The sequence below is a fragment of the Rhodococcus sp. APC 3903 genome (assembly GCF_030407755.1).
Lineage (GTDB): Bacteria > Actinomycetota > Actinomycetes > Mycobacteriales > Mycobacteriaceae > Rhodococcus_F > Rhodococcus_F erythropolis.
The window spans coordinates 138,585-165,580 of the sequence record NZ_JASDCV010000008.1; the positions used below are offsets into that span (position 1 = coordinate 138,585).

A 26,996-nucleotide genomic window follows, 5' to 3' on the forward strand; every position below is an offset into this window, starting at 1 on the left:
CATTAGCCGCGTTCATAATCTCCATCCATACTGTTTCCAGGAGTACTACTCGTATGTCGTTCTCGCGCAACACACGTAGGTTGACGGCCGTCGCCGGCGCCGTCGCCGTTCTGGCCGCCGCCGGCTGCAGCAGCAGTACCGACGAGGCAACAGGCTCGAACGGCACGACCGTCGATCGCGCCGCGACCGGCGAACTGTCCTCGAACGGTGGTGCTCGCCGCATCGACGGTGATCAGTCGGCCGCAGTGCGTGACGCCGTCAACGCTTCCGGCGCGAAGAACGTCATCCTCCTGATCGGGGACGGCATGGGCGACTCGGAGATCACCGCCGCGCGCAACTACGCCGAGGGTGCTGCTGGCAGCTTCGCCGGCCTCGACGCCCTGCCGATCACCGGCCAGTACACGCACTACGCACTGACCAAGGACGGCAAGCCCGACTACGTCACCGACTCCGCTGCCAGTGGATCGGCATGGTCCACCGGCACCAAGACCTACAACGGCGCGATTTCCGTCGACATCAAGGGGCAGGCCCAGTCGACCGTCCTCGAGATCGCCAAGGCGAACGGCAAGGCCACCGGCAACGTCTCCACCGCCGAGGTACAGGACGCCACCCCCGCAGTGCAGGTCGCGCACGTCAGCGGCCGCAAGTGCTACGGACCCGAGGCGACGTCCAAGTCCTGCCCGGAGAACGCCATCGAGAACGGTGGCAAGGGATCGATCAGCGAACAGCTCCTCGATACCCGCGCCGACGTCACCTTTGCCGGCGGCGCCAAGTCCTTCGCTGAAACCGCGAAAGCCGGTGACTGGCAGGGCAAGACCCTCAACGAGCAAGCTGCCGCTCGTGGCTACCAGCTGGTGAAGAATGCCGCCGAGATGAACGAGGTCGGCAAGGCCGATCAGGACGCACCCGTGCTCGGACTGTTCGCCGACGGCAACATGCCCGTCCGCTGGGAAGGCTCTGTCGCCACCCGCGACGGTTACCTGCAGCCCGCCGAAACCTGCATCGACAACCCCAAGCGAACCTCCGACGTACCGAAGCTCGCGGACATGACGCAGAAGGCAATCGACCTACTGAAGGTCAACGACAACGGATTCTTCCTCCAGGTCGAAGGTGCCTCGATCGACAAGCAAGATCACGCAGCCAACGCGTGCGGTCAGATCGGTGAAACCGTCGACCTCGACGAAGCTGTGCAGAAGGCACTCGAATTTGCGAAGACCGACGGAGAAACCCTGGTCATCGTCACAGCCGACCACGCTCACACCAGCCAGATCGTCACCAACGTCAGCGCAGACGACATCGCCACCATCGCCAAGGACCAGAACATCCCGGTCGAGCGCGCCCAGGAAATCGTCTACCCCGGTCTGACCCGCAAGCTGACCACGAAGGACGGCTCGGAGATGACGATCAGCTACGGAACGTCCGAAGATCCGGCCGTCGAATCCGAAGGGCATACCGGAACTCAGCTGCGCGTAGCAGCTTTCGGCCCGCACGCGGCCAATGTCAGCGGCCTCACGGACCAGACCGATCTGTTCTTCACGATGACCGACGCGCTGGGACTCGACCGTTCCAAGGTCGCAGCTCACTGACCTGACAACACCCGACCCGGTAAAAGCCTGGGTCCAGTCACACCAGAGCAGCCAAGGCGCGCACCCGATCTTCGGGTGCGCGCTTCGGGCAACTGGTGCACTTACCTTCGCCGGGCACCTCGTAAATCAGGCAGCACGACGCGCGCTGCGTGAATCTGCGTCGCCCGGATGCCACCGGTGTCAACGGATTAGAAACGCGCACAACACTTTCATTGCGGTCGACATCGACGAAACGCGGAACCGGAATGCCCGGGTTCTCACCGCGGAGAACATCGATCAGGCCGGCAGCAAATGCACTTCCGCGCTCCCTCGCGCTACCGGCGGCGTCGAGGCTGCGATTGGCGATGGAGTCCGTCGCGATCGCCCACAGCGCCTGCTGCCGAACGCCGGACACCTCGGCGAGTACCTCGATCACGGGACTGAGTGAGCGGAACATCGCGTGGCCCCACTCCGCCACACTCCGCGAGATCGGAATGACCGACCCGGCAGCAAACCCTCCCAGATAGCCGTTGTCACGCAAGAAGATCCGCCCACCGTCCAACGATGGATCGGCCGCGAACCCGGTCACCATTCCGGTTCCGATCGGAATGCCAGTCAGCGTGGAACTGGCCGAGTACCACCACAACGTGCCGTTCACTCGGTTGTCCGAACTCCCCCATCGCTCGGCCGTATCGGCGACACGTGCTGCCAACCACTGGGGGTCGGTCATCAACACCGCGGGCACCGTATCCGGATACGCGCTCAGGTTGTCGAAGAACGGCACCGCTACTGCCATACGGGCGTAGATCCCGGCTACCGATTCCGTCATGCCAGCCCCAATATCTCCATCCGCGGACGTACTCCGCGTTCGACTCGCGCCTTGATGCCGAAAACCTCGGCCAACAACGGCTCGTCCAACACCTCGACCGTAGACCCACACGCGCGGAGTTCACCTTCGGTGAGCACGGCAAGGTTGTCGCAGTACTCGACTGCCAACCGTAGATCGTGCATCGTGACCACAACTGCGAGCCCCGCCGACGCAAGTTCGGCGAGCAATTCCATCACGATCAACTGGTGACGAAGATCGAGATGATTGGTCGGCTCGTCCAACAAAAGAACCTTGGGCTCCTGAGCCAATGCGCGCGCTATCGAGACACGTTGCCGCTCACCACCCGACAGGGTGGACACGTCGCGTCCGGCAAGCTCGACCAGACCAACCTGCTCGATGCACCGGTCCACGATGGCGGTATCTCGCTCAGTGCTTCGGTCCAACCAGCTACGGTGCGGAGTTCGTCCGAGCGCGATCGATTCACGAACCGAAAGTCCTGCCGAGACAGTAGGTTCCTGGACGCTCGCCGAGATGGTTTTGGCGATGTCCTTACGCGAGAGCGTCGTCGAGTCGGATTGATCGATCAGAACTGCGCCACCTGTCGGAGTCAAAGCGTTGTAGCAGCAGCGCAGCGCCGTCGTCTTGCCACTGCCGTTCGGTCCGACCAAGCCCAATATTTCACCGGACGTCACTGCGAAAGTGATGCCGCGCAAGACTTCGCGGTTGCCGAGCCTCGCCCGGGTCTCGACGAGTTCGAGCAGAGGCGCAGCTTCGGCGTCCTTCGGGAGTGTCTCTGTTCTGGCCTGTGTCACTGTTCGAGCCTCCGATACTGCCGGTAGAGCATCCAGACGAAGATCGGTGCACCCACGAGGGCGGTGATCACTCCGACCGGAACTTCGGTGGATTGTGCCACCGAGCGCGCAGCGGTATCCGCGGCAACCATCGCGACGGCGCCCAGAAGGGCTGCAGCAGGGAGCAGTCGAATTGCTCTGGTGCCGACGATGAAACCGGCCAGATGTGGGATCAGCAGACCGATGAACCCGATTCCACCGGCAACGCTGACTGCCGCGCCCGCCAGTACGGAGACCGCAAGCAAGGACAACACTCGGAACCGTCGGACGTTCATACCGAGGGCAGCAGCCCCGTCGTCACCGGTCTGCAAGACGTCCATCCACCGCGAACTGAACAGAAGGGCTGTGCCGACGACGACCAGTGTGATCGTCGGGAAGATCAGCGTCGACCATCGCGCATCACCGAATCCGCCGGCGAGCCAATGCATCACTCCAGTGATGTGACGCTCGTCCGCAATCACCAAAAGACAAAAGGTGATTAATGCCGAAAATATCTGTCCGAGCGCAACACCCACAAGAATGATTGCAGTCGGCTGCGGATATCTACCACCAATCAGCAACGCGAGGAACAACGGAATCATCGCTCCGATGAACGCGGCAACAGGAATCGTGAATACGCCGAGCATTCCGGCTCCGATCCCCAGAACGGTAACCAGGACCACCATGAATCCTGCGCCCGACGACACACCGAGCAGATACGGATCAGCAAGCGGATTACGCGTGACCGCCTGAGCAACCGCACCCGACATCGCCAAGGACGCACCCACCACCGCAGCCGTGAGGGCACGCGGTAGGCGGGAGTCGATCACGATCGACTCCCGCGCTGCGGTCCACCACGTTTCGAAAGTCCCTGGTGCCAAACGGGCTCCGACTATCGCCCACACGTCACCGACGGGAATCCGAACCGATCCGAAGGACACCGCCAACCCCATAACGACGGCAAGCGCGACACAGAGCGCAGCAAGCAAAGCTGTATAGCTTGAACGCGACCTGGTCACTGTGCCGGAACTACGCCCGGATGCAGGCCTGCCGCGATGGTCTGGGCCGAACGCACCAGACGTGGGCTCTCGAAAAAGTCGTCAAGAGGAATGACGACGAATCGATTCTGTTGGACGGCGGGAGTGGTGGCCATGACGGGATGTGACTTCAGGAAGTCGATCTTCGCTTGGGCGTTCTCAGATCCGTAGTCCAGGACGACGATCGCCTGTGGCGCGCGCTCCCCCACAACCTCCCACGTGGTCTTGACATACGGACGCTCGCCCTCGGAGTAGATGTTCGTCGCTCCCGCGTAACCAGCGACGAGCTGACCGACGCCCACTCCGCCGATCGTCGTCGGAACGTCCTTGCCGCCGTCATAGAAGAATGTCGGCACCGGCGGAGCATCTCCGACTGCCGCCTTCACCGCATCGAGCCCCTGAGTTACTTGATCAGTCACCTCGGCTGCTTGATCTTCGACGCCGAGAATCCTCCCCAATTGCGCGTAGTCGTTTTCCAGCATCGAGATGTTCGGGAATCCCTGGCCGCAGTACTCGGAGAAGAGGAACGTGTTGATTCCGCGTTCGGCGAACAGGTCTCGCGAACGCCCTTCTTTCTCCTGAAACGCGCTGCTCATACCGCCGACGACAAAATCGGGGTCGAGGTCGAGAATCTGCTCGGCTGTCGGGTATTCCTTGGCAAGGTTGGTGATTTTCGCGAACTGTTCGGCAGTCTCCGGGGTGGGCGTGCTGTCGCCGTATCCCATCCCGACGATACGGTCACCGACGCCCATCTCGATGAGAACTTCGGTGACGTGATCGTTCATCGTGATGATCCGCTGCGGTGGCGAATCGAACGTCACCTCCCGATCGCAGTTCGTGACGGAAACTGGCTGTGCAAAGGATTCGGTGGTTGAAGAACCGCCAGCAGTTTCGCCTTTGGAACAACCTGCCGAAACCAAGGCGACCGCGATGAGAACGGCGGCGGCGCGGGACGGGGAGAACTGAAGTGACACGGGGACCTCGTAAGGGCTCTGAGCCACGAATGAGAATCCGACAGACAACTCCGCCCGCACACTGATACTCGGCCAGAGCTCCTGCTGGACTTCCTTTTCGTAGACCACGACGAATGGATGTCGCACACCGCGCGGTGGGTAATCGGGCTTGCCGACGCTCGGTGACTACCGAGAATCGACCTACCGTTGCGGGTCAGCGCCGGATTCGGACCGGCTTCCCCCACACGCGTGGCTTGCAAGTGCTTCGAGCAGTATGCATGACGTTTCCGATTCAAGACCAAACGCCCACTACAGTCGATCTGGCCAGACGCCCCCACACACCGGAGTTGATACATGACACGCTGGGCCCAAACCGTCGTCGCCCGGAAATGGTGGGTACTGAGCCTCGCGGTTCTGATAGTTCTCATCAGTGGGGTGTGGGGACTCGGAGTGTTCGGCAAGCTCAGCCAGGGCGGCTTCATCGATCCGGGCAGCGACTCCGCGAAGGTTGCGGACATCATCGAAGACAATCTCGGGCCGCAGACCCCGGACATCATCGCGATCTACTCACCCACCGACGGTAAGACCCTCGACGACATCGGGCCGGCAGTAACGGCCGCCGTCGACCAGTTCAAAACGGAAGTGCCGACCGCATCGGTGAAGTCGTATTGGGGAACAGACGCCGCGGCCAAGGCCAGCCTGCTCTCGAACGACGGATCCATGGCGGCTGTTGCGATCACGTTGGCACCGGACTCGGGCGTCACACCGGCAACTTTCGCCGATCTCTTGCCGAAACTCGAAGTTGAAGGTGCCGAGGCACAATTCGCGGGCAATACCGTCGTCGGCGTTGCCTTCAACACCAAGCTCGAGAAGGACCTGGTGGTCGCCGAAGCCATCGCCATTCCGATCACGCTGGTGCTGTTGGTCTTCATCTTCGGCGGCATCGTCGCTGCGGCGGTTCCGGTATTCGTGGGTGTACTCAGTGTCTTGAGCGCCTTGGCGGTTCTGCGAATCCTCACGTTGATCACCGATGTGTCCTCGTTCTCGATCAACGTCGCTTCTCTTCTCGGGTTGGGACTTGCAATCGACTACGGACTGTTCGTGGTCGGTCGGTTCCGTGAAGAACTGAATTCGGGCTCGGACCCGGGAGCGGCTGCGCAGCGGACAGTTCTGACCGCGGGTCGCACCGTCATGTTCTCGGGTCTGCTTCTGATCTGCGCGTTCAGCGGCATGCTCGTTTTCCCGCAGGCCGTCATCCGGTCTTTGGGTTTCGGTGCGATCGCAGCAGTACTGAGCGCGGCAGTTCTGTCGCTGACCGCTGTGCCTGCGCTGCTTGCCATTCTGGGGCATCGCATCAACGCCCTGACGTGGCGCAAGGATGCGGCGCAACGCGGCGAGGAACGCTCGCGCAAGTTCTGGGGCCGCGTCGTCACGTGGGTGATGAAGCGTCCGGTCGCGGTCTCGGTGACGATCGTGGCCGTGCTGCTCGTGATGGCCTCGCCGCTGCTCGGTGCCCGTTTGGGAGAACTCTCGTACACCGCACTCCCGGACAACGACCCCGCTCGCGTCGCAATGGACACGTTGGTCAACGACTTCCCGCAGACCGGCAACGGCGCGACGATGATCCTTCAGGCCGAGGACGGGAACACTCTCACCCCGGCCGAAGGTGCAGCGATCGCCGAGTCCGCCGGTCAGGTCGAGGGCATCGGTCAGGCGACCGTCGTCGCGAGCACCAATCAACTCATCGCGGTTCAGGCTCTCTACAGCGAGGGCTCTACGCCCCAATCACAGAGCACCGCAGTGACAGATCTGCGTGCGATCTCCGCTCCTGACGGAACAGTGCTGCTTGTCGGTGGCGGTCAAGCCATGGTCGACGACGGCAACAACGCCGTCCTGCACTGGTTGCCGGTGATGATCCTCATCATGGTCGGATCGACCTTGATCCTGTTGTTCCTCGCGTTCGGTTCGGTGGTCCTGCCCATCAAGGCGGTACTGATGGCCGCGCTGAGCCTCGCGACCACCTTCGGTGTCCTCACCTTCGTCTTCCAGGACGGTCACGGCGTCGAACTCCTCGGGGTCAGTCAAACTCCGCTGGAGGCGACGTTCGTCGTGCTCATCCTGGCGGTGGTGTTCGGATTGTCCACGGACTACGAGGTTTTCCTGATGTCCCGGATGGTCGAGGCCAAGAACGCGGGAGCGACGACGGAGGAAGCAGTCAAGTTCGGAACCGAACGCACCGGCCGAATCGTGACGGCCGCCGCCCTACTCCTGATCGTGGTGACGGGGGCATTCGCAATGTCCGGGTTGTCGGTGATGAAGTTCCTGGGCGTCGGCATGATCGTCGCACTGCTCGTCGACGCGACCATCATCCGCATGTTGCTCGTGCCCTCGCTGGTGAAGTTGATGGGCGAAGCGAACTGGTGGGCTCCGGCCTGGATGAAAAAAGTTCACGCGAAGGTCGGCATCGGCCACTGATTTCGGGCCACTGATCACGCACTAGTGGATTTCCCTGATCGGGCAGTCGTCCTCGAGGATGACTGCCCGATCAGGGAAATCGCTCCGCAGGGCGATGTTCTCCGAAGCTGATTTCGTCAGACTTGGAGCATGACAATTTTCGAATGGATCCTTGCAATCCCCGCTCTTGCACTTGCCGTCGCGTTCCTGTTTTCCGGAATCATCACTGCGGGCATCGACTTCGACACCGAGGATGGCGTCATGACGCACTGATGTCCGGTTCCCTCTAGCCGTCGATCTTACTTTGGAGTAAGTTACCGACCATGGCCACATACATCGTCACTGGCGGTACCGGGTTCCTCGGACGAGCTGTACTACCGCTCCTGCTCGAGCATGATGAAACTGCTCAGATCCACGTGCTGGTCAGAGCGGGTTCTGTCGCAAAACTCGAAGCACAGGTGTCGGCAATTCCCGGCGGCGATCGAGTGCATCCGCTCGTTGGCGATCTGACCGAGCCCGAGCTGGGCATCGACTCTCCCCCGCCGGCCGACCATGTCCTTCACCTCGGCGCGATCTACGACATCACGGCCGGAGACGAGCAGGCTTCGACGAATGTCGAGGGCACACGCTCCGTGGTCGAACTTGCTGCAAAGCTGGGAGCCACCCTTCATCACGTGTCATCGGTTGCAGTCGCAGGCGACTATCCGGGCACGTTCAGCGAGACCGATTTCGATTGCGGCCAAGGCTTTCCGACGCCGTACCACCGAACCAAGTTCGAGGCCGAGAAGCTCGTTCGAGAACGAGAAGGCCTCACCTGGCGTGTTTATCGGCCGTCTGCCGTGGTCGGCAACTCCGTCACCGGAGAGATGGACAAGATCGACGGACCGTATTACTTGTTCCCAGGTCTGGCGCTACTCGCGAAACTACCTGCAGCACTCCCTGTCCCGATCCCCAACCTCGGGGCAACCAACGTGGTGCCGGTCGACTATGTGGCCGCTGCCCTCGTCGAGTTGATGCATGTGCCCGGCCGTGACGGCGAAGCATTCCATCTCGTCAATCCGAAACCTCAACCGGTACGCGAAATCTATGCCGGCCTCGCCAAGGCCGCCGGAGCGCCGCGGCCCGCGCTCAGCCTGCCGGGCGTGATCGCCAAACCCTTTGTCTCGCCATTGCCGATGGACTCGGCAGAATCGGCACGAAAAGTCTTCCTCGATCGCATCGGCATGCCTGCAGCGTTGCTCGACAACATGACGATGGCGCCGACCTTCACCTCCGAGAGAACCGTTGCCGCCCTCGCCGGATCAGGCCTGACGGTCCCCGAGTTCGGGTCGTATTCGACTGTGCTGTGGAAGTACTGGCGCGCAAACCTCGATCCCAATCGCGCACGTCGCAACCATCCCGAAGGACCACTTGTCGGTCGGATAGTCCTGATCACCGGTGGCTCGTCCGGAATCGGGAAGGCCTCTGCCATCGCCGCCGCCCAGAAAGGCGCCACAGTTCTCCTGATCGCGCGCCGCACCGACGAACTCGATGCCGCGGTACAGGAGATTCGATCAACCGGAGGCAAAGCGTTCGGTTATCCCTGCGACATCACCGACGACGAGTCGGTCCAGCACACGATCAAAAGCATTCTGACAGAACATGATCACGTGGACATGTTGGTCAACAACGCCGGCCGATCCATTCGGCGCGGCATTTACCATTCCACGGATCGTTTCCACGACTACGAACGAACGATGGCCGTGAACTACTTCGGCGCTGTGCGATTGGTGCTCGCATTGTTGCCCACCATGCGTTCTCGCCGCTTCGGTCACATCGTGAACATCAGCAGCGCGGGAGTCCAGGCGGCAACGCCTAGATTCTCGGCCTACGTGGCGAGCAAGGCCGCCCTCGACGGTTTCTCCGACGTAGCTGCCTCCGAAACCCTGGCGGACGGAATCACTTTCACGACCATCCACATGCCGCTGGTCGAAACGCCGATGATCGCGCCGACCGGCGAATACAACAACGGCCCGATCACCAGCCCGGAAAAGGCTGCGGCAATGGTGATCCGCGCGCTGATCGAACGCCCCAAGCGCATCGACGTGCCACTGGGCACCCTGGGCGATCTGGGAACCTTGTTCGCACCGCACACCAAGGACCGGATTCTCAACCAGATGTACCAGGCCTTCCCAGACTCCCCGGCGGCAAAGGGGCAGGTAGACAAAGAAACTCCGTCAGACGTTTCGGCAACACCGTCGCGTCAGCGCCATTCACGCTCGCGCATCCGCAAACTCGGCCGACGCGCCGCCCGACTCGTGCCCGGAACGCACTGGTGACCGGTGGTGTGACTTCGCCTCGTAGCGTGTTGGCCACCGCAAGGGATCTGCAGTGTTAGTCATCAGAATCTATCCTGACCATGGTCATCCCAGTTCGCTATGGCCTTCGAGGGAACTGGTAATCATTCAGTCGGATCAGCCCTTTGTTCTCCCGAGCCAAATGGGGATCGACGACGAACTCGGAGAGAAGATACTGGCGTGGACTGATCGCTTCCAAAAGTTCTTTGTGACTGAGATCGACGGCTTCGCGATGCGACCGCGGTGGCGTCCAGGGATCAACGTTTTCGACTGGTACGACGAGGGCTATCGGATCGTGGGCGAACTTCGCTCACGGTTTCCGGACGTGCACGTCAAGCCTGAATTTGCCCAGTACGTCTTTTCGGTCAACGAGCGTCGGGAAAGCATGGGGCTTGCGCCGGTCAGCCTTCCGAACGAACCCAAGGCCGGGCACATAAGCATCACTGAACTCCTGCACCCCAAGTGAGTTTCAGAGCCATGGCGATGAATGCGATCGATACTGCGGCAGTGATCGAGTTCTCCCATCCGAGGGCGAAGTAAACCGCGGAAGAATCGAAATCCACTGCCTTGCAAGAGGCTATGGGAAACGGAATCCAGGCCCATCCTGTTTCTTCGAGTAATCCGATTCCATACGAACTTGATCTACAAAGCTCCGATGCGGACGCTGGGAACCCCCCACGTGAGGTCACTCCGAAACTCACGATCAATCCAAGAACACCGACGACCAGCATGAGTGGCAAATATTGAGAGTACGTGACTTTTCTCGGGGTGAAGTCATTGGCACACAGTACTTCGGCTTTCCGTCAGTTCGCTGACACTGCACATTGTTCCGAATACGAGATCAATTAGCTGACGACCCTGCGGATCTCACTCTCGGAGGCATTGGCGCCCGTACAGACGACGGCAACACGCTTACCCGCGAAGGTGTTCGGATGTGCGTAGACCGCAGCAAGTGCGGCCGCACCGGCGCCCTCACTCAAAGTGTGTGCGTCGAAAAGGAGAGCCCGCTGCGCGAGGGTGATGTCATCGTCCGTGACGAGCAAGAAACCACCTAGCCGTTCTCGCATGACGCGTTGAGTCAATGCGAATCCGGCCCCGGTCGCGAGCCCTTCGACACGAGTGGCGTTCGGGCGCTCGACACAGGTGCCAGAAGTCCACGAGTCGTGCGCCGCTCGTGCGGCCTCCGACTGCACCGCGAACACCTCCAGGTGCGGTGCAAGCGCACTGGCGACGAGGCAAGCGGCCGCCGCACCACTGCCACCACCGACGGGGACGACCACTGCGTCCAGATCTGGCTGCTGCTCGACGAGTTCGACGTACGCCGTAGCAACACCGGCGAGGATTGCCGGCTCATTGGCGGCGCTGACGAGACGCAGGCCGTCACGTTCGCTGATGAACTCTGCGTGAGCGCGTGCCTCGTCGAAGTTTGCGCCGTGCTCGATGAGCTCGGCCCCAAGCATGCGGACAGCGTGAGCCTTGACCGGATTTGCCCCAGCCGGCATCACAATTACGCACCGCACGCCCGCATCCGCTGCGGCATACGCCAGGGACTGAGCATGATTTCCCGTCGAGTAGCCGATGATGCCTCGGGCCCGCGTCGGCTCATCGAGTCCAGCCACCAGGTTCAGTCCACCACGAACCTTGAACGCACCTGTGGGTTGCACGTTCTCATGTTTGACAAACAACTGGCTGCACGAGCCCGCTCCCAAGGTCGGGTGCGATATCAGGGGCGTGACCGGTAGATGGCGTCGGACAACCTGACTTGCACGCTGAATGTCCGCCCATGTGGGTGGTTGTAGCCCGGTTGTTGCCGCGAGATCAGGTGCCTGTGCCATGTAGATCACCCTGTCAAACACCGATTCATAGGTCCAATACATGTTTTCGTCGAAAGCATCGAAATCCTCTATGATTTTGACATGCTCGATCTAATTAGGCTGAGGGTCTTGGTCGCTGTCGCGCAGGAAGGATCGGTGACAGCCGCCGCCGATTCTCTCGGTTACGCGCAGCCCTCCATCAGCCACCACCTTCGACAGCTCGAATCGGAAGTCGGAGTTCCGCTGTTCCAGCGAGCCGGTCGTGGGCTACGTCTGACGGATGCCGGTGCGGTACTGGTTCGGCGCGCCACGGAAATTCTCGGTCACGTCGACGCTGCCGTAGCCGAAGTCGAAACGTACGCGGGACTGAGGGCGGGGCGGGTACGACTTGCCGCATTCCCGTCAGCCCTGGCGAGTTTGATTCCGCAGGCGATGGCAGCGTTCACGTCCCAGTACCCCGACGTGTCCATCAGCCTCGTTGATGCAGAACCACCCAAAGCACTTGCAATGCTTCGTAACAACGACGTCGACGTAGCTGTCGTTTTCGCACACGCGGATACCCCGGATGTGGGGCTCAAGCACGTCACCCAAACGACGTTGCTGGACGATCCGTTGTACCTGATCACCTCTGCTCGGAATGCAGATGCCGCCAACGAGATCACGGACTACGCCGGTGAAACCTGGATTGCAGGCTGTCCGAGCTGCCGCGCCCACCTTCTCACCGCCTGCAATCGAGCTGGGTTCGTTCCACGGATCGAGTTCGAGACCGACGACTACGTCGCGGTCCAAGCGCTGGTCGCCTCCGGAAGCGGAGTCAGCACCCTTCCCGCCCTCGCTCTCCATGCACATCAGAACCCGGGTATCCGCGCACACCGCATTCCCCGCGAGCGACGCACTGTCTCCGTCGCGACCTACGGGAAACCTCCGCTCGCTCCCGCCATCGACGCGTTCGTCAGCACCCTGGCGGCGACATCCGACTCCGTGCGAGAGCGGTTCGAACTGGATGGGCACCTGTAGGCGATGAGATCACGGCTGCACCGCACTACCCAGTCAGTGATGGCCTGCCGACGACCGCGACGATCAGCGCGGCAAGTTCACCTTTGGCGTCCTCGGGCGAGAGCATTCCGACTACCGCCGCGTGCGAGAGGGCCTCTGCAGCACCGAATATCGCAGTCATCGATGGTTGTCCAAGCCCGTCGGCGCTGAAAGGAGCCAGCACCTCGCGACAACGCTCTGAATAGGCGCGTTCCGACTCGCGCTTCACCTGCTCCAGCTCGGGCGAGCCCTCCAGCGCTGCAAGCACTCCCGTCAGTTCACGCCCCTGTGCCAGTGAACATCCGACATAGGAGTCGGCGATGGCATTCGCCCGCCCGTTCACAGACTCCTCCGCAGCTTCGAGGTATTCCCCGAGCATCACCGTCTGACGATCGTCGAATTCCTTGAAGAGGGCCGCCAACAGCGCAGCGCGGGAGGCGAAATGGCTGTAGACGACCGGCTTTGCAACGCCGGCACGTTCAGCCAACCGGCCGAGGGTCAGCGCATCCGCGCCCTCCTCTCGCACCAGTGCCCACGACACCTCCACGAGTTGTTCGTACCTGTCGGCCCGCGACAGTCTCGTTCGTGCCATCGGACACCTCCTTGCGCTATATACCAATAGTAACCTACTCTTAGTACATAAGCGCACCATCTACCGAAGGAACGCTCATGACCACACTCGTCGTAGTCTCCCACTCCGATGCACAGTCACTTACCCAGCATGTCGCCCGTTCTACCTCCGACGCGATCCGCAACCTGGGCGGCGATGTCGACATCGCGGACCTACATGCCGAGAATTTCGATCCCCGATTCTCCAAAGCCGATGTGAACCTGTTCCGCGGCAAGGGAACTCCCCCGGCCGACGTTGTAGCCGAGCAGGACCGAATCGATCGAGCAGACGATCTGATTCTCGTGTTTCCGATGTACTGGTGGTCGATGCCCGCACTACTCAAAGGTTGGATCGATCGAGTCTTCGTCAGCGGATGGGCGTACGAGTTCACCCCGGGAAGCGAATTCGTGAAGAAACTGGACCGACTCACGGTCCACCTGATCCCGGTCGCGGGTGACGACGCGGAGAGTTTCGAACGCCACGGTGTGTACGAGGCCTTCCAGACACAGATCGAGCGCGGCATCATCGAATACTGCGGTGCCACACTGGGATCGACAACATTCGTTCACGAGTCGGACACGAAGAGCCGCGATACCCTCGCCGCAGAAATCCAAGACCTCAGCGAAAGCATCGCTGCCCGTGTCGCCTACCCTGCGACCGTGGCTTCCCGTTGACGGTCAGACATCGGTCAACTGACGCTTGACCGGCCCGTGACTGCCCAGTAGCGAAGCGTATCCCCCGTGTGACCGAGGTTGCGCGACAACTGATCAGCTGGGCGCACGCTGTCGAGTAGACCACCACACCCTTCGATTGCCTTACGTGAACCCGCGTTCGTTTCGTCGCAGGTAATCATGACGCGACTGAGCCCCACCGGGTCGCCTGCATACGTGAGTACTTCCCGCAGAGCAGCCGACGCTAAACCTTTCCGGCGTTCCGACGGCCTGACCCCATAGCCGATGTGACCACCGACATCGGCCAAGAACTCATTCAAGCTGTGCCGCAACTGGATAGCGCCGAGATACCTGCCGTCTCGAACGATCCACCAGTTGGTTGCCGGGACAATGTCGGGCCCCGGCACTGCCTCTGGCTGCGCCAACAACTCCTGCACCCACTGCCCGAATCCATCCCGGGAGGCAAGATCGAGATCTAGACGTTGCGCAACTCCCAATGCCGAGCCGGGCTGATCCGCCTGCGGTCCGCCCCACTCGTCACGCGACTCCAACCAGGACGCCCACAAGGCCTCGTCAGGTGCAACCAGATCGACAGTCATAGCTGCGATGCTACTTCGCACCTGCAACGGTGCCGCTATTCCCCCGAACCGCCGCTGCCTAAGTCCCGAATCCGCTTGTCACGCCAGCAGACTGTGGATCTGATGGAGTCCGTATCCTCTGCGCCACCTGCCGGCCCATGTGATCGCATTCATCGAGACTGATCGTATGGAACCGACGAGGGAATCACAGTTCTCGAATCGACGTGACGACAACTGGCCTGACCGGTTTGGGTGCCGCGCCGCAACTCGGTGGACGCGGCGCGAGTTCGGAGACTGCCGTCTCCACGGCCCATCGCCGGCCGTCCGCATGTGCGACGACGGATGTCCCGTCACTCGCCTGCTCGATGACAGCCAAGTCGTCGATTCCGCAGCTTATTTGTTGTCGTACGGCAATTTCCGAAGCCTGCCCCGCAGGAGACCAGCAACTCCGTCCACGCAGGCCTGGCAAATGGACCTGATCTCGGGAAGCCACCTCCACGGCCGTGACACTCTCACCAGCGGACAGACGGCCGTACGTATTGCCGCTCGGCAGCAGGATCATTGACGGCGCAAATCGGTGCCCGCCAGTATGCGAACACTCCCACACCTGGGGTCCGAAGGACGACATCAGCGCTGCGGCAATCGGCCTGCCGAACACAGCGCAGCATTGGTCACGCTTACCGTGCGCACAAACCAAGACGACTGGCTCGTCCACCGAGTCGCCCAATCCTGGTGGAGGGCCGTCGAGTAGCGCGAAATCGATGTCGAGCAGATCAGCCGGTGAATCGATGCGCAACCGTTCGCACCACGAGTCGCTCGGATCGGAGCGCGCGAGCAAGACCGTGTGCCCATCAGTCAGCGGATCGGTGCGGCCTGGTCGCCGAATGAACATGATTCGTACGTCGGCAGCATCAGCTCGCCGACTCAGCTCGGCGGCAAGCTCCTCCCCCAAGGCCGTACCGTCCAGCACGTCACGACCCCAAGCGGCATTGAATTCGAGGCATACCCAACCCCGCACGACGGCAGCGCTGCCTGCCAACGGTTCGTCAACAGCAGACAGCGCGGAACAGGTCTCGGCTTCGATCACGAGCCCTATTGTGTCAGCCACGTTGAAAGTCGATCAGCCGTCCCAGTCAGCTCAGTAGAACTTCTTGCCCTCCGCGAGTTGGTTCACGAACTTCTCGATCCGCCTGGCGCGTGTCTCCGGACGCTTTGCCTCCTGCAGTCGGTACGCGATGGTGAATCGATTCGTGGAATTGAGCGTCGCGTAGAACTCGCGAGCCTGCGGGTTTTCCGCAAGCGCATCGAGAAAGTCCGTCGGGACCTCGGCCTTGGCTGCTCCCTCGTACGCGCGATCCCAGCGACCGTCGGCCTTGGCCTTCTCTATCTCAGCGATGCCGGATGGCTCGAGAAGTCCCGCAGCGTCAAGGCGGGCGACTATCTCGACGTTGCGTTTGGACCACGGACTCCGCGCAGTGCGACGCGAAAACTTCTGCACGAAAAAATCGTCGTCGATTCGCCGGGAGAGGCTGTCGATCCAGCCGAAGCACAGGGCAACGTCCAACGCTTGGTCGTAGTCGATCGAACTGTGTGACGAGGTCTTCTTGGCCATTCTCAGCCAAAGCCCGGGGACCGCCTCGTGGTTCTCGCACAGCCATCGACGGAACTCTTCTCCGTCAGCGAAGTATTCGGTACCGAGTTCGACTGCCATCAGTGCTCCTCATTTTCGCGATACCCATACTCTGACAAAACCCTGCGACAAATATCCGAAAGTTCCGAGTGCGAGTACCCATTTGGCAATACTGACCGTCGAGGCGGCGCGAACCCTCGAGTCGGTGATGCTGTCGCGATGATCGAGGAAATGGAGGCCGACCACGTTCTCGACATAATCGCCCGCCGCCGACAGCACCGGCGCTACGGCAAGCGCACGCCGAGTTGCGGCCGAAAGGGGAACCCGCTCTCCGAGCCGCTTGCCTGCGGACCGCAAAGCCATCGCGTAGATCGCGGGATGTACGAAGTCCGGGTAGTAGTGACTACGAAATCGCGCCGTGGCCTCCGCATCCATGGAGTCCAAGATCTCGAGGTACCGACGAGCGGAAAACGCCGTCTGCACTTCCAATACCTTAGGAGCCACCGGCCCGAGTAAACGCGCAATGTTTGCTTGTGAGACAACAAAAGCGGTGGTCCACAGTGCCATCGCCTTCGCGGAGCCGGTTGGTGCCATGCCACGATCGTGCCATCTTCGAACAACAGAACGGGATGACCCGACGGAAAAGCTCCACAAAATATGCGTGAGGTTGTAAAAAGCGGGCATCCCGTATCGATCATCGGTCCGATAGCGGGGAGCGCGCATGTCGCCCAAGTCCAACCCGACTGTTCTGTTCATCCACGGACTCTGGATGCACCCGACCACGTGGGATCCCTGGGCGCAGGTTTTCAACGCGCAGGGGTACTCCACGATGGCACCCGGATGGCCAGGGGATGCGTCCACGGTGGGTGAGACGCGCGAACACCCGGAGGACATCGCGGGACACGGCATCGACGACGTGACGGACCACTACGCCAAGGTGATCGCTGATCTCGACGAACCACCGATCGTGGTCGGGCATTCGTTCGGAGGTTTGATCGCGCAGAAACTGCTGGGCCAGAAGTTGGCGACCGCGGCAATTGCCATCGACCCCGCTCAGCCCAAAGGTGTGTTGAAACTTCCTCTCGTTCAGCTTGGAAGCGTGTTCCCTGTCCTGTCCAACCCTGGCAACTACCGGAAGGCCTACTCACACAACAGAAAATCGTTCCACAAGTCCTTCGCCAGCGCCGTGTCCCAGGACGAGTCCGACGCCCTGTTCGAGCAGTATGCAATTCCCGCCCCCGGACGGCCGTTGTTCGAGGCAGCACTCGCCAACTTCGCGCCCCACAGCCCCGCTGCAGTGGATTTCAACGCCCGCCGCGGCCCCCTCCTGATGATCGGCGGCGGTAAGGATCGCACAGTACCGAAGGCCAGTTCGGACAGCTCGTTCAAGAAGTACGCCAAGGCCCCGACGATCAACGAATACAAGGTATTCGGCGACCGAGGTCACTCGCTGACCATCGACCACGGTTGGCGTGAGATCGCCGATTACAGCCTTGCCTGGCTCGACAAGCAGGGCATGAGCCCGCCACAAGGCAAGCACGAAAGTCAGTCCTAGCCGAACGCTTGAAACCGACGACGGTACACCTGGGGCGAGATTCCGAGATGAGTCGAAAATGCTCGTCGTAGGGATTCCGAACTGCCGAATCCCGCCAACTGCGCGGCTTCGGTCACCGAGTGGCCGGCATCGAGGAGCGCCTTCGCAGCGTCGAAACGGATCAACTCGACGTATTTGGCCGGCGTCGTCCCTAATTCTTCGCGAAAGAGCCTCGTCAGATGACGCGGGCTCAGGTGCGCCAGGGCAGCCAGTTGCTCGACCGAATACTCCCCCGCCGGATCGGCCGCGACGGCGTCGACCACTTCTCGGAGCGCAGGGACCCGAGGCCGCGGCCCACTGAGCGAGGGCGAAAACTGTGACTGTCCGCCTGGACGCTGGAGAAATACCACCAGAAGTTGTGCGACGCGTCGAGCCATTTCTGCACCATGATCACGCTCGAGCAATGCGAGCGCGAGGTCGATGCCCGCGGTCACACCCGCAGACGAGAACACCGCGCCATCCTGAATGAAGATGGCGTCAGGAACCACCGTGATCTGTGGATAGGCGCGCGCCAGCGTTGCCGTGTGTTGCCAATGTGTCGTTGCGCGGCGTCCGTCGAGCAATCCACTCGCCGCAAGAATGAATGTCCCGGTACAGATTGAGGCGACCCGGCCCGAACGCCCCGCCAGATCGCTTGCTGCCTCGCGCAGTTCCGGACTCACCGGCGTCGACGGGAACACGTCTCCACCCATGACCAGCAACGTGTCGAAAGAACCGGAATCTACAACGTCACGGTCGACCGGAATGCGCATCCCGGTCGACGAGTCGACATCGTGTCCACCTACCGAGCAGATCACCAACTCGTAGTTCGCCCCGCCGCGATTGGCTTCCGCGAACACCTCACTCGGACCTGCGACGTCGAGCAGTTTGACGCCGTCGAACACCAGGACGGCAACTCGATGCACTGCGGTCACGATGCGCTCTCCTTCGTCCTGATCTGTGGACAGTATGGCCGAGATCAGGGTGCGCCCGCGGGCGTGCTCGACCGACACTGGGATAGACCGAGAAATTCGCAGCAACGACGAGCAGAGCAGGTACCGATGACCACGATCATTGCCGGTGTGAAAATCCCCGATTCGAAGATGGCTGCCGACGCCACCGAGCTGGTACGAGATACGGCGTCCGAGTTACTGTTTCACCACTCGCGACGTGTCTTCCTCTTCGGATCGCTTCAAGGAGCGCGTCTGGGTCTGCAGGCCGACCCCGAATTGCTCTACGTCGGCGCCATGTTCCACGACCTGGGGCTCACCGAGAAATTCCGGGACAGTACGTCACGTTTCGAATTGGACAGCGCCGACGAAGCGCGGCGATTCCTCACCGGCTACGGAGTCGACGAAACCGACATCCGCACAGTGTGGGAAGGCATCGCTCTGCACACGACGCCCGAGATCCCCTCCCGATTGGAACCCGAAATCGCCTTGGTGACAGCGGGTGTGGAGACCGATGTACTCGGAATCGGATACAGCGAACTCGACCAGGCCGACATTGACGCCGTCACCGCGGCTCACCCGCGCCCGGATTTCAAGAATCAGATCTTGAAGGCTTTCACCGAAGGCTTCAAGCACCGTCCCGAAAGTACATTCGGGACGGTCAACGCTGACGTACTCGAACATTTTGTGCCGGGATTTCGGCACATCGATTTTGTCGAGGTCATCCAGAACTCGGCTTGGCCCCAGTAGAATTCGCTGTCATTTGGCCGCCTCACTCATCGCAGCGGCATCTTCCGCCCCGAACTTTTCCTCGAGGGTCTCCGGCGAATAGTCGAGGTCGATCTCGGCGACGTCGCGCCCGCGCGCGGACTCGATCGCCGAAAGTCGGCGCTGCGCACGGTCTGCGGCGTACTCGAGGAACTCCTGATTGTCCAAACCGAACGGCTGCACCTCGAATTGATCGTTGACCCAGTTGATCATTCCGAGTGCCATGGGCATGAGTTCACCCATCCGCTGCTGGACGACGTCCCAGTTGTGATCGTCGGCAGCTACGTGCCTTCGGCAGGTGAACGTCCCCCAAGCCATGTGCCGTCGCTCGTCGTCACCGATCTTTCGCACCAATTGCTGCATGCCAGGCAGGATTCCGCGCGTCGCACAGACTTTCTGCCAGGCGTAGTAGCCCGTCAACGCCAAACTGCCCTCGATGACGTGGTTATACGTGACGCTGGCACGCACCTGGTTGACCGGACTCGGATCCGTCTCGAGAATGCGTAGCGACGAAGGCAACTCCTCGTAGAACAGTTGCCGGTAGTACGGATTGTCAGCGACGTAGGAATGCAGATCGCTGGTCAATCCCACTTCGTCCATCCACAGCCGAAAGACCTGGGTGTGCTTGGCTTCCTCGAAACAGAACTGCGTCAAGTACATCTCGTCGCCGAATCGCCCCTCGGTCGACATCGCTTTCATGAACGGTTGAATGTCTTCGGTGACGGCTTCTTCACCGGCAATGAACTGCGCGCACAGGAAGGTGGCGCTGCGCTGCTGCTCGCTGGTCAGCTCCTGCCAGTCACGAGCGTCCTGGGAAAAATCGAGGTCGGTTGGGTTCCAGAATTTGGCATTTCCCTTGGTGAACAATCGGAGTGGGAACGAATCCCAGTTCAACCCTCCCGACCGAAGAGTACTGAAACCTTCTCGCCCCGGCGAGGTGACAGTCATGACATTCCTTCTTCCCGAACCGAAGACAGATGCCCCATCAGCATGCCCGCAGAACTGAAACGTGAATCAGTTTTGGCGAAATTCGATCTATTCCTTCAGAGAAACGCCCTTGGTCTCCATCACTGCGAAGAGCTTGGCGTTCATCTGAGCCGCCAGATCCGGCCGATACGAGCCGATATTGAGCGGATTGGCTAGATTGTTCAGTTCCAAGGGGTCGGCTTGTAAGTCGTAGAGTTCGTATTGCGGCGCAGCAACTCCCGCAGGATCGAAGTACATCGTGTACTTCCACCGGCTCTCCCGGATGCAGCGGATGTGATTGGGCTGCGTGACGATGTTCTGACCGTCGGGCGTCGCACAATTCTGATCGTCGTAGGTGAACAGAATCGTGTCCTGAACCTGCGCGCTGGGACCGTGGGGGTAGGCGGCAGCGTCGATGATGACCGGTGTCAGATCGGTACCCGAGAAGTTCCACGATTCACGCGCTGGCGCTTGGGCGAGAGTGGCGAGAGTGGGCATCACGTCGATCAACGACGCCAAGGCGTCTGTGCGAACGGGTTCGGGAAACAGCAGGGGGTTGCTGATGACCAGTGGAACGCGCAGCGTTTCCTCGTAGGCGTTGAACACCTTCTGCCGCAAACCTCCGTGGCACATCCCCATCTCTCCGTGATCGGACATCCGTACGATCACCGTGTCGTCGAGCATCTGCGGGGTGGCTTCGATCGCGTCGAGCACGCTGCCGATGTGTTCGTCGACCACCTTGTGCATGTAGGCGTAGAAGTTGATGTAGTTGCGTGCCTGATCAGGCCCGAGCAGCGGCCCGAGCCCGGCTGCGAGTAGCAATTCCGACTGAACCTGCGCTGTCGGTTTGTGATTGAGTGCCAGGATCTCGTCGAAAGTGGGCGGCAAGTCGATCCCCTGCTCGAAGGCGCCTGGCGCGTCCGATCCATAGTTGTCGCACGTTCCGTTCATCGCATTCCAGGTCTGGGGGTACGCGAGGACGTCGTGTGGGTTCACGAACGAGACGATGAGCGCCCAAGGCTGCCCGGATGTGACCGCAGATCCGGAGAGGAAATCGACTGCCTCCTCGGCAACACGGCGATCATGGTCGGCGCACCCGCCACCGAAGTGGTCCGGATTGGTGTCCTGACCCGCGTCGGGGGGAATCCACCCTTCGAAGCCGAATCCCGCTACATCGTCACTTGTCGGATCTCCACCCTCGACGCCTTTGCTCAGATGCCACTTCCCCCGGTACTGAACGTTGTAGCCGGCCGACGCCAGCAGCTTTGCCATGTTCTGCTCGGAGACTTGTAACTGTGGCTCGGTGGGTGAGACAGTGCCGCCTTCGGTGAGGGTTCTGGTGACCCCGTGCTGCGCGGGAAAGAGGCCGGTGAAGAACGTACTACGACTGGGCGAGCACATCGCGGTATTGCACACTGCCTGGTCGAACGTCAGCCCGTGATCGGCAATCCTCTTGCGGTTGGGCAGATTCTGATCAGCCCAGCCCTGCGGCCAATACATCGGCCGGCGCTCCTGATCGGTGATGATGACAACGATGTTGGGTTTCTGCGGAAACCGATCGGCGGGCGATGCTTTCGCCGGCGCCGCGCTCGCCGCGCCGGTTGCCACGTCTGCCACTCCGGCGAGGACAAGAGAACCGACGCCACCGAGGAACGTCCGGCGCGGCAATGAATGACAGTGCGAGGCAGGAACGTTCTCTGTGTTCACGGGCGTCGTCCTCTCGGAGGCGTTGTGGCCCCAGAGTTGACCGAATCAGTGTTCGCTACACATGCGCGAGCAAACTGCCTCGGCGCTGATCAGTTCGATGACTCGATCCGCGCAGCGCAGCGGATCCGGTGTCCGGCCGATACCGAGAGGGTCGACAATCGAAATCGTCCTTCGCACGTCAGCCTCCTCGACACCCCACGACCAACCGAAGTCGTGATTCCAGAGCAGAACCGCATTCTTCCCCGGATGGTTTCGGGCATGAACTGGCAGAACGATCACCGCATCCATACTCGGTCCCTGCGGCCATCGGACGGTCTCACCGTGAACGGATCGTGCTACCGCGTCGACGTATTCGTGTGGGGACCAGTCGTTGCCGTTGGTATGCATGGAAGTACATTCGGTGCCGCACGCGTAGCGGATGGGTTCTTGCCGGAACTGATCGAGTATTGCGCTTTCAGGAAATGAACGGCAACACAACGGATTCGAATTGGCGATGGCCGTCGCGATGGACACTGTGGCCGGTACGGAACGAGACCAATTCGCAGCGCGCGACGGTGGCTGCAACAGCGTCGAGGCGATCGGGATCCACCATCCCGCCCAGACCTCCACGCAGGAACAACATGTCAGCTTCGATGAGCGGCAACCGATCCCACCACTGCGGATCCGGTCGGCGGAACTGCTCGAGCGCGGACCGCGTCATCGAGCGATCGAACGTGAGCGCAGCTCGCGGGTGCCGAACCAGACTTGTTGTTGCATGCCACAGTTCTGGCACACTCGGCAATTTCCTCGCGAATACCTGTTCTGCGTCACCTGTGCGTAGCGGCAACGGCGCTTCCTCGATGACCAACTTCCGCACCACGGTGGGTCGTTTCTGCGCGATCAACGACGCCGCGTGCCCGCCGAGCGAATGGCCGACGAGATCCACCTGATCGAGTTCGAGATGATCACACACGTCCATGACGTCGTCGGCGAACTCGTCGAACAGATACGACGACGCCCGAGCGCTCCGGCCGTGGCCGCGAAGATCGACCGAGACAACTCGCCGGTTGCGTGATCGCAAGGTCCGCGCGAACTTGTCCCAGGTACCGCTGTCGCCACCCATTCCGTGCACGAGGACTACCGGAGGCAGATCGGCAACACTGGGATGCGAGCCGGAATCGCGGTAGCTGATCTGGACCCCGCCGGCACTTCGTACGTTAGCGACACTCACGAGTTCCCAGGATAGACCTGTCCTCGTGGATTGCTGAAGCTGTCAGCCGAGGCGGCAACTGCCCTGGCCGCGTGACCTCGTCGTAGCGACCGAGCCCGATCCTCGCGATGTTGCGCAGCGACTCGCTTGCATCGGCGAAGTATCCACAATGCCCTCGAATGGCACCGGTGTCGAAAACAACAGCTCCGTGCTGCGCCCGAACTGGAGACGGGCCGTGCCCGAGGCGACCGATCTTCACGCGTGGGAAATACCGAATCCAGTCCGACGGCCCCAGCGCGGCCCAGAGATTTCCGGCAAAGCACAGGTCCTCGCGAGAACTGGTCCCCATCCCCGGGCTACCGAGCACCACACAATCGTCTACTCGCGCCGACGGGAGGGCGAGTCCGCACACCACGGCCCCGTAGCTGTGTCCGACGAGCGTCACATGCGCCGAATGCGGCAGGATGCGTGTCAATCGCGCCAGATCGATCGCACCGCGTTCTGCGAGTGTCCGCGAGAACGACTCGAGAAATCCCCACGGCGTCCGATAACCGACCCACACGATCACCGCGACGTGATCGTTCGGTCCGAGCGTTCGGAGCATTCTTCCCAGTGTCCATCCGCTCGCTCGTGGTCCGGTCGGACGGTTCTCGTCGAAGTAGTTTCCCAATCCGTTGTCGTTGCCCGGCACGAAGATGACGATGTGCTCGGCTGTGGCGACATCGCCGAACACCTCCACGATCCGGCCTTCGCCAGACTCGTCGTACGCCAGAAGTTGTGCGTCGTGCAGCTCCGTCTGCTCGTAGTGAAGTCGATCGGTTCCGGAAACTTCAGGTCGGCCCGCCGTTTTCATGACACTCCTCGTAAAGAGTTGCAACGGTGAGAATCATTGCAACGGTTACTTTTTGAATGTCATCAACGCTAGGAGCCGAGCGACGGCATGACGATGGTGCCAACGCCCCTACTGTTCGTACAGTCGACTCGACCAGGCGGGTACAGCTGGCTATACCTGCGAGCTCATTCGTACACACCCTCCACCGACCATCCACCGCCTTCACAGATCATCAGCAGCGCACGCGATTCCTCCAACAGAACCTGAGCCCGCGCCGCCGTGCGTGCCGAGGCAGCGTCCCACCATCGCTCGTCAACCGGCCAGGGCCCGGCCCACCCCTGCACTGCCCATTCCTTGCTCCCCCACTTCAGCCTTCCCGGCTGCGAACTGAAGACACCGCGCTCAGTGACGTACACGGCGTTACCGGCCACATCCCCCAGCCACACCTTGGGATTGTCGACAAAGATCGACCCCGGAGACGGTTGTGGCAGACGGCCCGGCCACGGGGCTGTCGGATCATGGGTAGCTACCCGCTCGTCACCCAAGGGCAACAAGGTAATTCGCTCCAAGGGCCCTCGACCTCCGCTCAGGACACCGACCTGAACCGATTCGCCACCCAGAAGACCCTGCACGCGCACCAATGCTCGCCTGGCTCGCTCCTCCTCGTCGCCGACACCGCCCCACAGCCCCAACTGCAAAGCGCCGGCACTGACCACCTCCACCGGTTCCAGACGCAACACGGCTATGCCTGCGGTTGGCCGGGTCTCACTGCGCCCGGTGAGCCAGCCATCCAGTTGCCATCGCACTCGATCGGCCGTTCCCTCCGGCGTCAGAGGTTCGGCGCAACGCCAAGTCCGAGAAAGATTTTCACCGTTACCCGTGCTGGCCGAAATCGACAGACGGGTGCACGCCACCGCGGCAGCAGACAACTTGTCGTGCAGGAGACTCGCCAAGGCGCGCCCGGCAAACGCTGCGGCATCCACCCGCTCGATCGACGGATCGTAATGCTGCTCCACCTCCAGGTCCGGCGGAAGTGTCCGCGCCGACGGTGGCCGTTCGGGTTCACCGCGCGCCGCACGATGCGCGAGCACCGCATCGGCACCGAAACGCGAAGCGACGTCCACTGCCGGCAGATCCGCAAAAGCACCGATGGTTCTGATCCCGAGCCTGCGCAGCAGATCCACCAACTCCCCGCGATGCGGTGCAGACAGGCTGGGCTCGGCAGCCAACTCCGGCATGGGTAGCGGCGCCAGAAACTGTGCCCCCTCCCCCGGCGGCACCAGCGCTGCCCGGCGCGCGGCAATGACCGCCGTGGACAGCTGATCTGCCACCCCCACCTGACTCTCGACACCCGCAGCAGATGCCTGATCCACCAATCGTTCCGCCGCAGCTTCCTCAGAACCGAAGTACCGACTGACACCACGCGCGCTGAGCACCAACAAACCAGGACGGAGTACCTCGACGCCCGGTGCCACCGCGTCGATGGCCGCGGCCACCGACTCGAACAATCTTGCATCGCGTTCCGGATCTGCCATCGCCACATACAGTTCCGGGCAGCGAGCCTGCGACTCGCGTCGGCGCAGGCCTCGTCGCACTCCCTCCGCACGAGCCGTCGCCGAACATGCGATCACCCGATTACCCGAAGTGACCGCGACGGGATGTGTGGCCGGAAGATCGGCAAGCGCTGCCGCTGCCACCGCCGGCCAGTCCGGGCACCACAACGCCAGAACTCTGCTCACAGTGACACCACCTGCGACGACACCACCTGCTCCGACATCACCTGCTCCGACATCACCTGCGACGACACATCCTCGACCGGCCGAGAAGGTACCCACTCGACCCGCCCGGCTGCACTGCAGATGTCCAGACGCGTGGTCCGGGGCTGGAACGAGCGCCCCCGAGCACGAACCGCGAGGCTCAGGGAACTGAGCCGTCCACGCCCCAACTCCCGGCCCTGACCGAACCCACCATAGCCATGAACCCGAGCGTCCAACCGAACCTCGGCTCCGTCCCAGTGACCTTCGGTGACAACAAGAGTCGAGCCCTTGCTCCGAGCACGTGCGACCACCGCCCGAGCACGCGACGGGGATACCGACGCACCCGCCAATCCCAGAATCACCAGATCCATACCGTCGAGCAGCACGGCGGCGATCTCGACCGGATCCGGCCCAGGCGCCGGAATGAGTGCCAGACGTTCCAGTTGCGCACCCATCTCGTACGCCGCCAGCAATCCCAGTCGAGGCTGCCCGATGACTGCAACATGTCCTCCGGACGCCGTCACCGACGCGACCAATCCCAAAAGCAAGGACGCTGCACCCTCGACGGACACCACGGTTCCCCGCACCAAACCGCCCTGCGGTAACAATGCGGCGATACCCTCCGGCACCGGGAGGACACCGGCTTTGTGCGCACGGTCCACGACCGGCCTGTCCCGGTCGGCAACACTCTCGGAGGCCGCTGCACTTGTCCCGGAAACACCAGCCACAGGAACACCGGCCACAGAAACACCGGGCCCGGAAACACTCGGTCCTGAAAACGACGTATCGCCTCGCGAGGGAATGGACGCGATCTGTCGGCGAAGCTGTGCCAGCCGATCCTGACGGGACAACCCCGCCGCATCTGCCGACAGCTCTACCAACTCGGTCACCTCGGTCATCCCCATCCTCCGG

27 protein-coding genes and 1 riboswitch are annotated in these 26,996 nt (G+C 61.7%); of the genes, 9 read left to right on the forward strand and 18 right to left on the reverse strand.

Going from position 1 to position 26,996, the window contains the following annotated elements; translation table 11 throughout:
* The first annotated feature begins 53 nt into the window (after positions 1–53).
* Entirely contained in the window at positions 54–1,586 is a 1,533-nt protein-coding gene (gene phoA / locus QMA15_RS13635) for an alkaline phosphatase (protein WP_290284928.1), read from the forward strand.
* A gap of 37 nt (positions 1,587–1,623) precedes the next feature.
* Here phoA and QMA15_RS13640 read toward each other — a convergent pair whose 3' ends face one another.
* The 4 genes from QMA15_RS13640 to QMA15_RS13655 are packed head-to-tail and all read right to left on the reverse strand — an operon-like array spanning position 1,624 to position 5,235.
* Entirely contained in the window at positions 1,624–2,394 is a 771-nt protein-coding gene (locus QMA15_RS13640) for a (2Fe-2S)-binding protein (RefSeq protein WP_290284930.1), read from the reverse strand.
* Positions 2,391–3,155, reverse strand: coding sequence for an ABC transporter ATP-binding protein (locus QMA15_RS13645; protein ID WP_279163781.1), 765 nt, complete (start codon positions 3,153–3,155; stop codon positions 2,391–2,393). Before QMA15_RS13645 ends, QMA15_RS13640 begins: the two co-directional genes overlap by 4 nt.
* A gap of 47 nt (positions 3,156–3,202) precedes the next feature.
* Positions 3,203–4,243 carry an iron ABC transporter permease gene (locus QMA15_RS13650; RefSeq protein WP_020906967.1) on the reverse strand — a complete coding sequence of 347 codons (1,041 nt, stop codon included), beginning with the start codon at positions 4,241–4,243 and terminating at the stop codon, positions 3,203–3,205.
* Positions 4,240–5,235 (reverse strand): ABC transporter substrate-binding protein, encoded by a 996-nt coding sequence (locus QMA15_RS13655; RefSeq protein ID WP_050768664.1) that lies wholly within the window; start codon positions 5,233–5,235, stop codon positions 4,240–4,242. Before QMA15_RS13655 ends, QMA15_RS13650 begins: the two co-directional genes overlap by 4 nt.
* A 115-nt stretch (positions 5,236–5,350) precedes the next feature.
* Positions 5,351–5,497: riboswitch (cobalamin riboswitch) on the reverse strand.
* Positions 5,498–5,568: 71 nt separating this feature from the next.
* Between QMA15_RS13655 and QMA15_RS13660 the strand changes: the two genes are divergently transcribed.
* The 4 genes from QMA15_RS13660 to QMA15_RS13675 all read left to right on the forward strand — a co-directional run bounded on the left by QMA15_RS13660 (position 5,569) and on the right by QMA15_RS13675 (position 10,470).
* Positions 5,569–7,689 (forward strand): MMPL family transporter, encoded by a 2,121-nt coding sequence (locus QMA15_RS13660; RefSeq protein ID WP_279163713.1) that lies wholly within the window; start codon positions 5,569–5,571, stop codon positions 7,687–7,689.
* 129 nt (positions 7,690–7,818) lie between these two features.
* Positions 7,819–7,941, forward strand: coding sequence for a hypothetical protein (locus tag QMA15_RS13665; protein WP_019747629.1), 123 nt, complete (start codon positions 7,819–7,821; stop codon positions 7,939–7,941).
* A 50-nt stretch (positions 7,942–7,991) separates the two neighbouring features.
* Entirely contained in the window at positions 7,992–9,986 is a 1,995-nt protein-coding gene (locus QMA15_RS13670; protein ID WP_172933418.1) for an SDR family oxidoreductase, read from the forward strand.
* Between the two features lie 226 nt (positions 9,987–10,212).
* The gene (locus QMA15_RS13675; protein WP_279163712.1) at positions 10,213–10,470 is read left to right on the forward strand and encodes a hypothetical protein; all 258 of its coding nucleotides are present in this window, start codon (positions 10,213–10,215) and stop codon (positions 10,468–10,470) included.
* A 379-nt stretch (positions 10,471–10,849) separates the two neighbouring features.
* On the opposite strand, the gene QMA15_RS13680 is transcribed toward QMA15_RS13675, so the two are convergent.
* Positions 10,850–11,881: a pyridoxal-phosphate dependent enzyme gene (locus QMA15_RS13680; RefSeq protein ID WP_356700956.1), complete on the reverse strand. Its 1,032-nt coding sequence runs from the start codon at positions 11,879–11,881 to the stop codon at positions 10,850–10,852.
* A 39-nt stretch (positions 11,882–11,920) separates the two neighbouring features.
* On the opposite strand from QMA15_RS13680, the gene QMA15_RS13685 reads away from it, so the two are divergent.
* Positions 11,921–12,835, forward strand: coding sequence for a LysR family transcriptional regulator (locus QMA15_RS13685; protein WP_279163710.1), 915 nt, complete (start codon positions 11,921–11,923; stop codon positions 12,833–12,835).
* 25 nt (positions 12,836–12,860) lie between these two features.
* On the opposite strand, the gene QMA15_RS13690 is transcribed toward QMA15_RS13685, so the two are convergent.
* Positions 12,861–13,445, reverse strand: a complete 585-nt coding sequence (locus tag QMA15_RS13690) for a TetR/AcrR family transcriptional regulator (RefSeq protein WP_279163709.1) — start codon at positions 13,443–13,445, stop codon at positions 12,861–12,863.
* Positions 13,446–13,522: 77 nt separating this feature from the next.
* Here QMA15_RS13690 and QMA15_RS13695 point away from each other — a divergent pair, with 77 nt between their 5' ends.
* On the forward strand, positions 13,523–14,137 hold the full coding sequence (locus QMA15_RS13695; RefSeq protein ID WP_279163708.1) for an NAD(P)H-dependent oxidoreductase: 615 nt from the start codon (positions 13,523–13,525) through the stop codon (positions 14,135–14,137).
* A 14-nt stretch (positions 14,138–14,151) separates the two neighbouring features.
* Here the strand turns inward: QMA15_RS13695 and QMA15_RS13700 are convergent, their stop codons facing one another.
* The 4 genes from QMA15_RS13700 to QMA15_RS13715 all read right to left on the reverse strand — a co-directional run bounded on the left by QMA15_RS13700 (position 14,152) and on the right by QMA15_RS13715 (position 16,936).
* Positions 14,152–14,733, reverse strand: coding sequence for a GNAT family N-acetyltransferase (locus tag QMA15_RS13700; protein WP_080909689.1), 582 nt, complete (start codon positions 14,731–14,733; stop codon positions 14,152–14,154).
* A 184-nt stretch (positions 14,734–14,917) separates the two neighbouring features.
* Positions 14,918–15,808, reverse strand: a complete 891-nt coding sequence (locus tag QMA15_RS13705) for a sucrase ferredoxin (RefSeq protein ID WP_279163780.1) — start codon at positions 15,806–15,808, stop codon at positions 14,918–14,920.
* Positions 15,809–15,850: 42 nt separating this feature from the next.
* Positions 15,851–16,423 (reverse strand): YdeI/OmpD-associated family protein, encoded by a 573-nt coding sequence (locus QMA15_RS13710; protein WP_259118933.1) that lies wholly within the window; start codon positions 16,421–16,423, stop codon positions 15,851–15,853.
* 9 nt (positions 16,424–16,432) lie between these two features.
* Complete coding sequence (locus QMA15_RS13715; RefSeq protein WP_019747618.1) at positions 16,433–16,936, reverse strand: hypothetical protein; 504 nt, start codon at positions 16,934–16,936, stop codon at positions 16,433–16,435.
* Positions 16,937–17,063: 127 nt separating this feature from the next.
* On the opposite strand from QMA15_RS13715, the gene QMA15_RS13720 reads away from it, so the two are divergent.
* Positions 17,064–17,897: an alpha/beta fold hydrolase gene (locus QMA15_RS13720; protein ID WP_019747617.1), complete on the forward strand. Its 834-nt coding sequence runs from the start codon at positions 17,064–17,066 to the stop codon at positions 17,895–17,897.
* On the opposite strand, the gene QMA15_RS13725 is transcribed toward QMA15_RS13720, so the two are convergent.
* Positions 17,894–18,850 (reverse strand): GlxA family transcriptional regulator, encoded by a 957-nt coding sequence (locus QMA15_RS13725; RefSeq protein ID WP_029254948.1) that lies wholly within the window; start codon positions 18,848–18,850, stop codon positions 17,894–17,896. The genes QMA15_RS13720 and QMA15_RS13725 overlap by 4 nt on opposite strands.
* 126 nt (positions 18,851–18,976) lie before the next feature.
* Here QMA15_RS13725 and QMA15_RS13730 point away from each other — a divergent pair, with 126 nt between their 5' ends.
* Positions 18,977–19,615 (forward strand): HD domain-containing protein, encoded by a 639-nt coding sequence (locus tag QMA15_RS13730; protein WP_020969087.1) that lies wholly within the window; start codon positions 18,977–18,979, stop codon positions 19,613–19,615.
* 9 nt (positions 19,616–19,624) lie between these two features.
* On the opposite strand, the gene QMA15_RS13735 is transcribed toward QMA15_RS13730, so the two are convergent.
* The 7 genes from QMA15_RS13735 to QMA15_RS13765 form a co-directional block, all read right to left on the reverse strand.
* Positions 19,625–20,581, reverse strand: coding sequence for a R2-like ligand-binding oxidase (locus QMA15_RS13735; protein WP_019747614.1), 957 nt, complete (start codon positions 20,579–20,581; stop codon positions 19,625–19,627).
* An 87-nt stretch (positions 20,582–20,668) separates the two neighbouring features.
* Positions 20,669–22,306: a sulfatase-like hydrolase/transferase gene (locus QMA15_RS13740; protein WP_279163707.1), complete on the reverse strand. Its 1,638-nt coding sequence runs from the start codon at positions 22,304–22,306 to the stop codon at positions 20,669–20,671.
* A 45-nt stretch (positions 22,307–22,351) separates the two neighbouring features.
* The gene (locus QMA15_RS13745; RefSeq protein WP_092763793.1) at positions 22,352–22,693 is read right to left on the reverse strand and encodes a DUF6292 family protein; all 342 of its coding nucleotides are present in this window, start codon (positions 22,691–22,693) and stop codon (positions 22,352–22,354) included.
* A 67-nt stretch (positions 22,694–22,760) separates the two neighbouring features.
* Complete coding sequence (locus QMA15_RS13750; RefSeq protein WP_020906952.1) at positions 22,761–23,516, reverse strand: alpha/beta hydrolase; 756 nt, start codon at positions 23,514–23,516, stop codon at positions 22,761–22,763.
* Positions 23,503–24,348, reverse strand: coding sequence for an alpha/beta hydrolase (locus tag QMA15_RS13755; RefSeq protein ID WP_020906951.1), 846 nt, complete (start codon positions 24,346–24,348; stop codon positions 23,503–23,505). The genes QMA15_RS13750 and QMA15_RS13755 overlap by 14 nt, the downstream gene beginning before the upstream one ends.
* Positions 24,349–24,512: 164 nt before the next feature.
* Positions 24,513–26,066: a DNA polymerase Y family protein gene (locus QMA15_RS13760; RefSeq protein ID WP_290284951.1), complete on the reverse strand. Its 1,554-nt coding sequence runs from the start codon at positions 26,064–26,066 to the stop codon at positions 24,513–24,515.
* The gene (locus QMA15_RS13765; protein ID WP_290284953.1) at positions 26,063–26,983 is read right to left on the reverse strand and encodes a hypothetical protein; all 921 of its coding nucleotides are present in this window, start codon (positions 26,981–26,983) and stop codon (positions 26,063–26,065) included. Before QMA15_RS13765 ends, QMA15_RS13760 begins: the two co-directional genes overlap by 4 nt.
* Between the last annotated feature and the right edge of the window lie 13 nt (positions 26,984–26,996).

What these genes read in the sequence shown, in the direction of transcription:
- phoA (WP_290284928.1), top strand. Translation starts at nt 54, where the DNA reads ATGTCGTTCTCGCGCAACACACGTAGGTTGACGGCCGTCGCCGGCGCC.
- QMA15_RS13640 (WP_290284930.1), bottom strand. Translation starts at nt 2,394, where the DNA reads ATGACGGAATCGGTAGCCGGGATCTACGCCCGTATGGCAGTAGCGGTG.
- QMA15_RS13660 (WP_279163713.1), top strand. Translation starts at nt 5,569, where the DNA reads ATGACACGCTGGGCCCAAACCGTCGTCGCCCGGAAATGGTGGGTACTG.
- QMA15_RS13665 (WP_019747629.1), top strand. Translation starts at nt 7,819, where the DNA reads ATGACAATTTTCGAATGGATCCTTGCAATCCCCGCTCTTGCACTTGCC.
- QMA15_RS13670 (WP_172933418.1), top strand. Translation starts at nt 7,992, where the DNA reads ATGGCCACATACATCGTCACTGGCGGTACCGGGTTCCTCGGACGAGCT.
- QMA15_RS13680 (WP_356700956.1), bottom strand. Translation starts at nt 11,881, where the DNA reads ATGTATTGGACCTATGAATCGGTGTTTGACAGGGTGATCTACATGGCA.
- QMA15_RS13685 (WP_279163710.1), top strand. Translation starts at nt 11,921, where the DNA reads ATGCTCGATCTAATTAGGCTGAGGGTCTTGGTCGCTGTCGCGCAGGAA.
- QMA15_RS13690 (WP_279163709.1), bottom strand. Translation starts at nt 13,445, where the DNA reads ATGGCACGAACGAGACTGTCGCGGGCCGACAGGTACGAACAACTCGTG.
- QMA15_RS13695 (WP_279163708.1), top strand. Translation starts at nt 13,523, where the DNA reads ATGACCACACTCGTCGTAGTCTCCCACTCCGATGCACAGTCACTTACC.
- QMA15_RS13700 (WP_080909689.1), bottom strand. Translation starts at nt 14,733, where the DNA reads ATGACTGTCGATCTGGTTGCACCTGACGAGGCCTTGTGGGCGTCCTGG.
- QMA15_RS13710 (WP_259118933.1), bottom strand. Translation starts at nt 16,423, where the DNA reads ATGGCAGTCGAACTCGGTACCGAATACTTCGCTGACGGAGAAGAGTTC.
- QMA15_RS13715 (WP_019747618.1), bottom strand. Translation starts at nt 16,936, where the DNA reads ATGGCACCAACCGGCTCCGCGAAGGCGATGGCACTGTGGACCACCGCT.
- QMA15_RS13720 (WP_019747617.1), top strand. Translation starts at nt 17,064, where the DNA reads ATGTCGCCCAAGTCCAACCCGACTGTTCTGTTCATCCACGGACTCTGG.
- QMA15_RS13730 (WP_020969087.1), top strand. Translation starts at nt 18,977, where the DNA reads ATGACCACGATCATTGCCGGTGTGAAAATCCCCGATTCGAAGATGGCT.
- QMA15_RS13735 (WP_019747614.1), bottom strand. Translation starts at nt 20,581, where the DNA reads ATGACTGTCACCTCGCCGGGGCGAGAAGGTTTCAGTACTCTTCGGTCG.
- QMA15_RS13745 (WP_092763793.1), bottom strand. Translation starts at nt 22,693, where the DNA reads ATGCATACCAACGGCAACGACTGGTCCCCACACGAATACGTCGACGCG.
- QMA15_RS13755 (WP_020906951.1), bottom strand. Translation starts at nt 24,348, where the DNA reads ATGAAAACGGCGGGCCGACCTGAAGTTTCCGGAACCGATCGACTTCAC.
- QMA15_RS13765 (WP_290284953.1), bottom strand. Translation starts at nt 26,983, where the DNA reads ATGACCGAGGTGACCGAGTTGGTAGAGCTGTCGGCAGATGCGGCGGGG.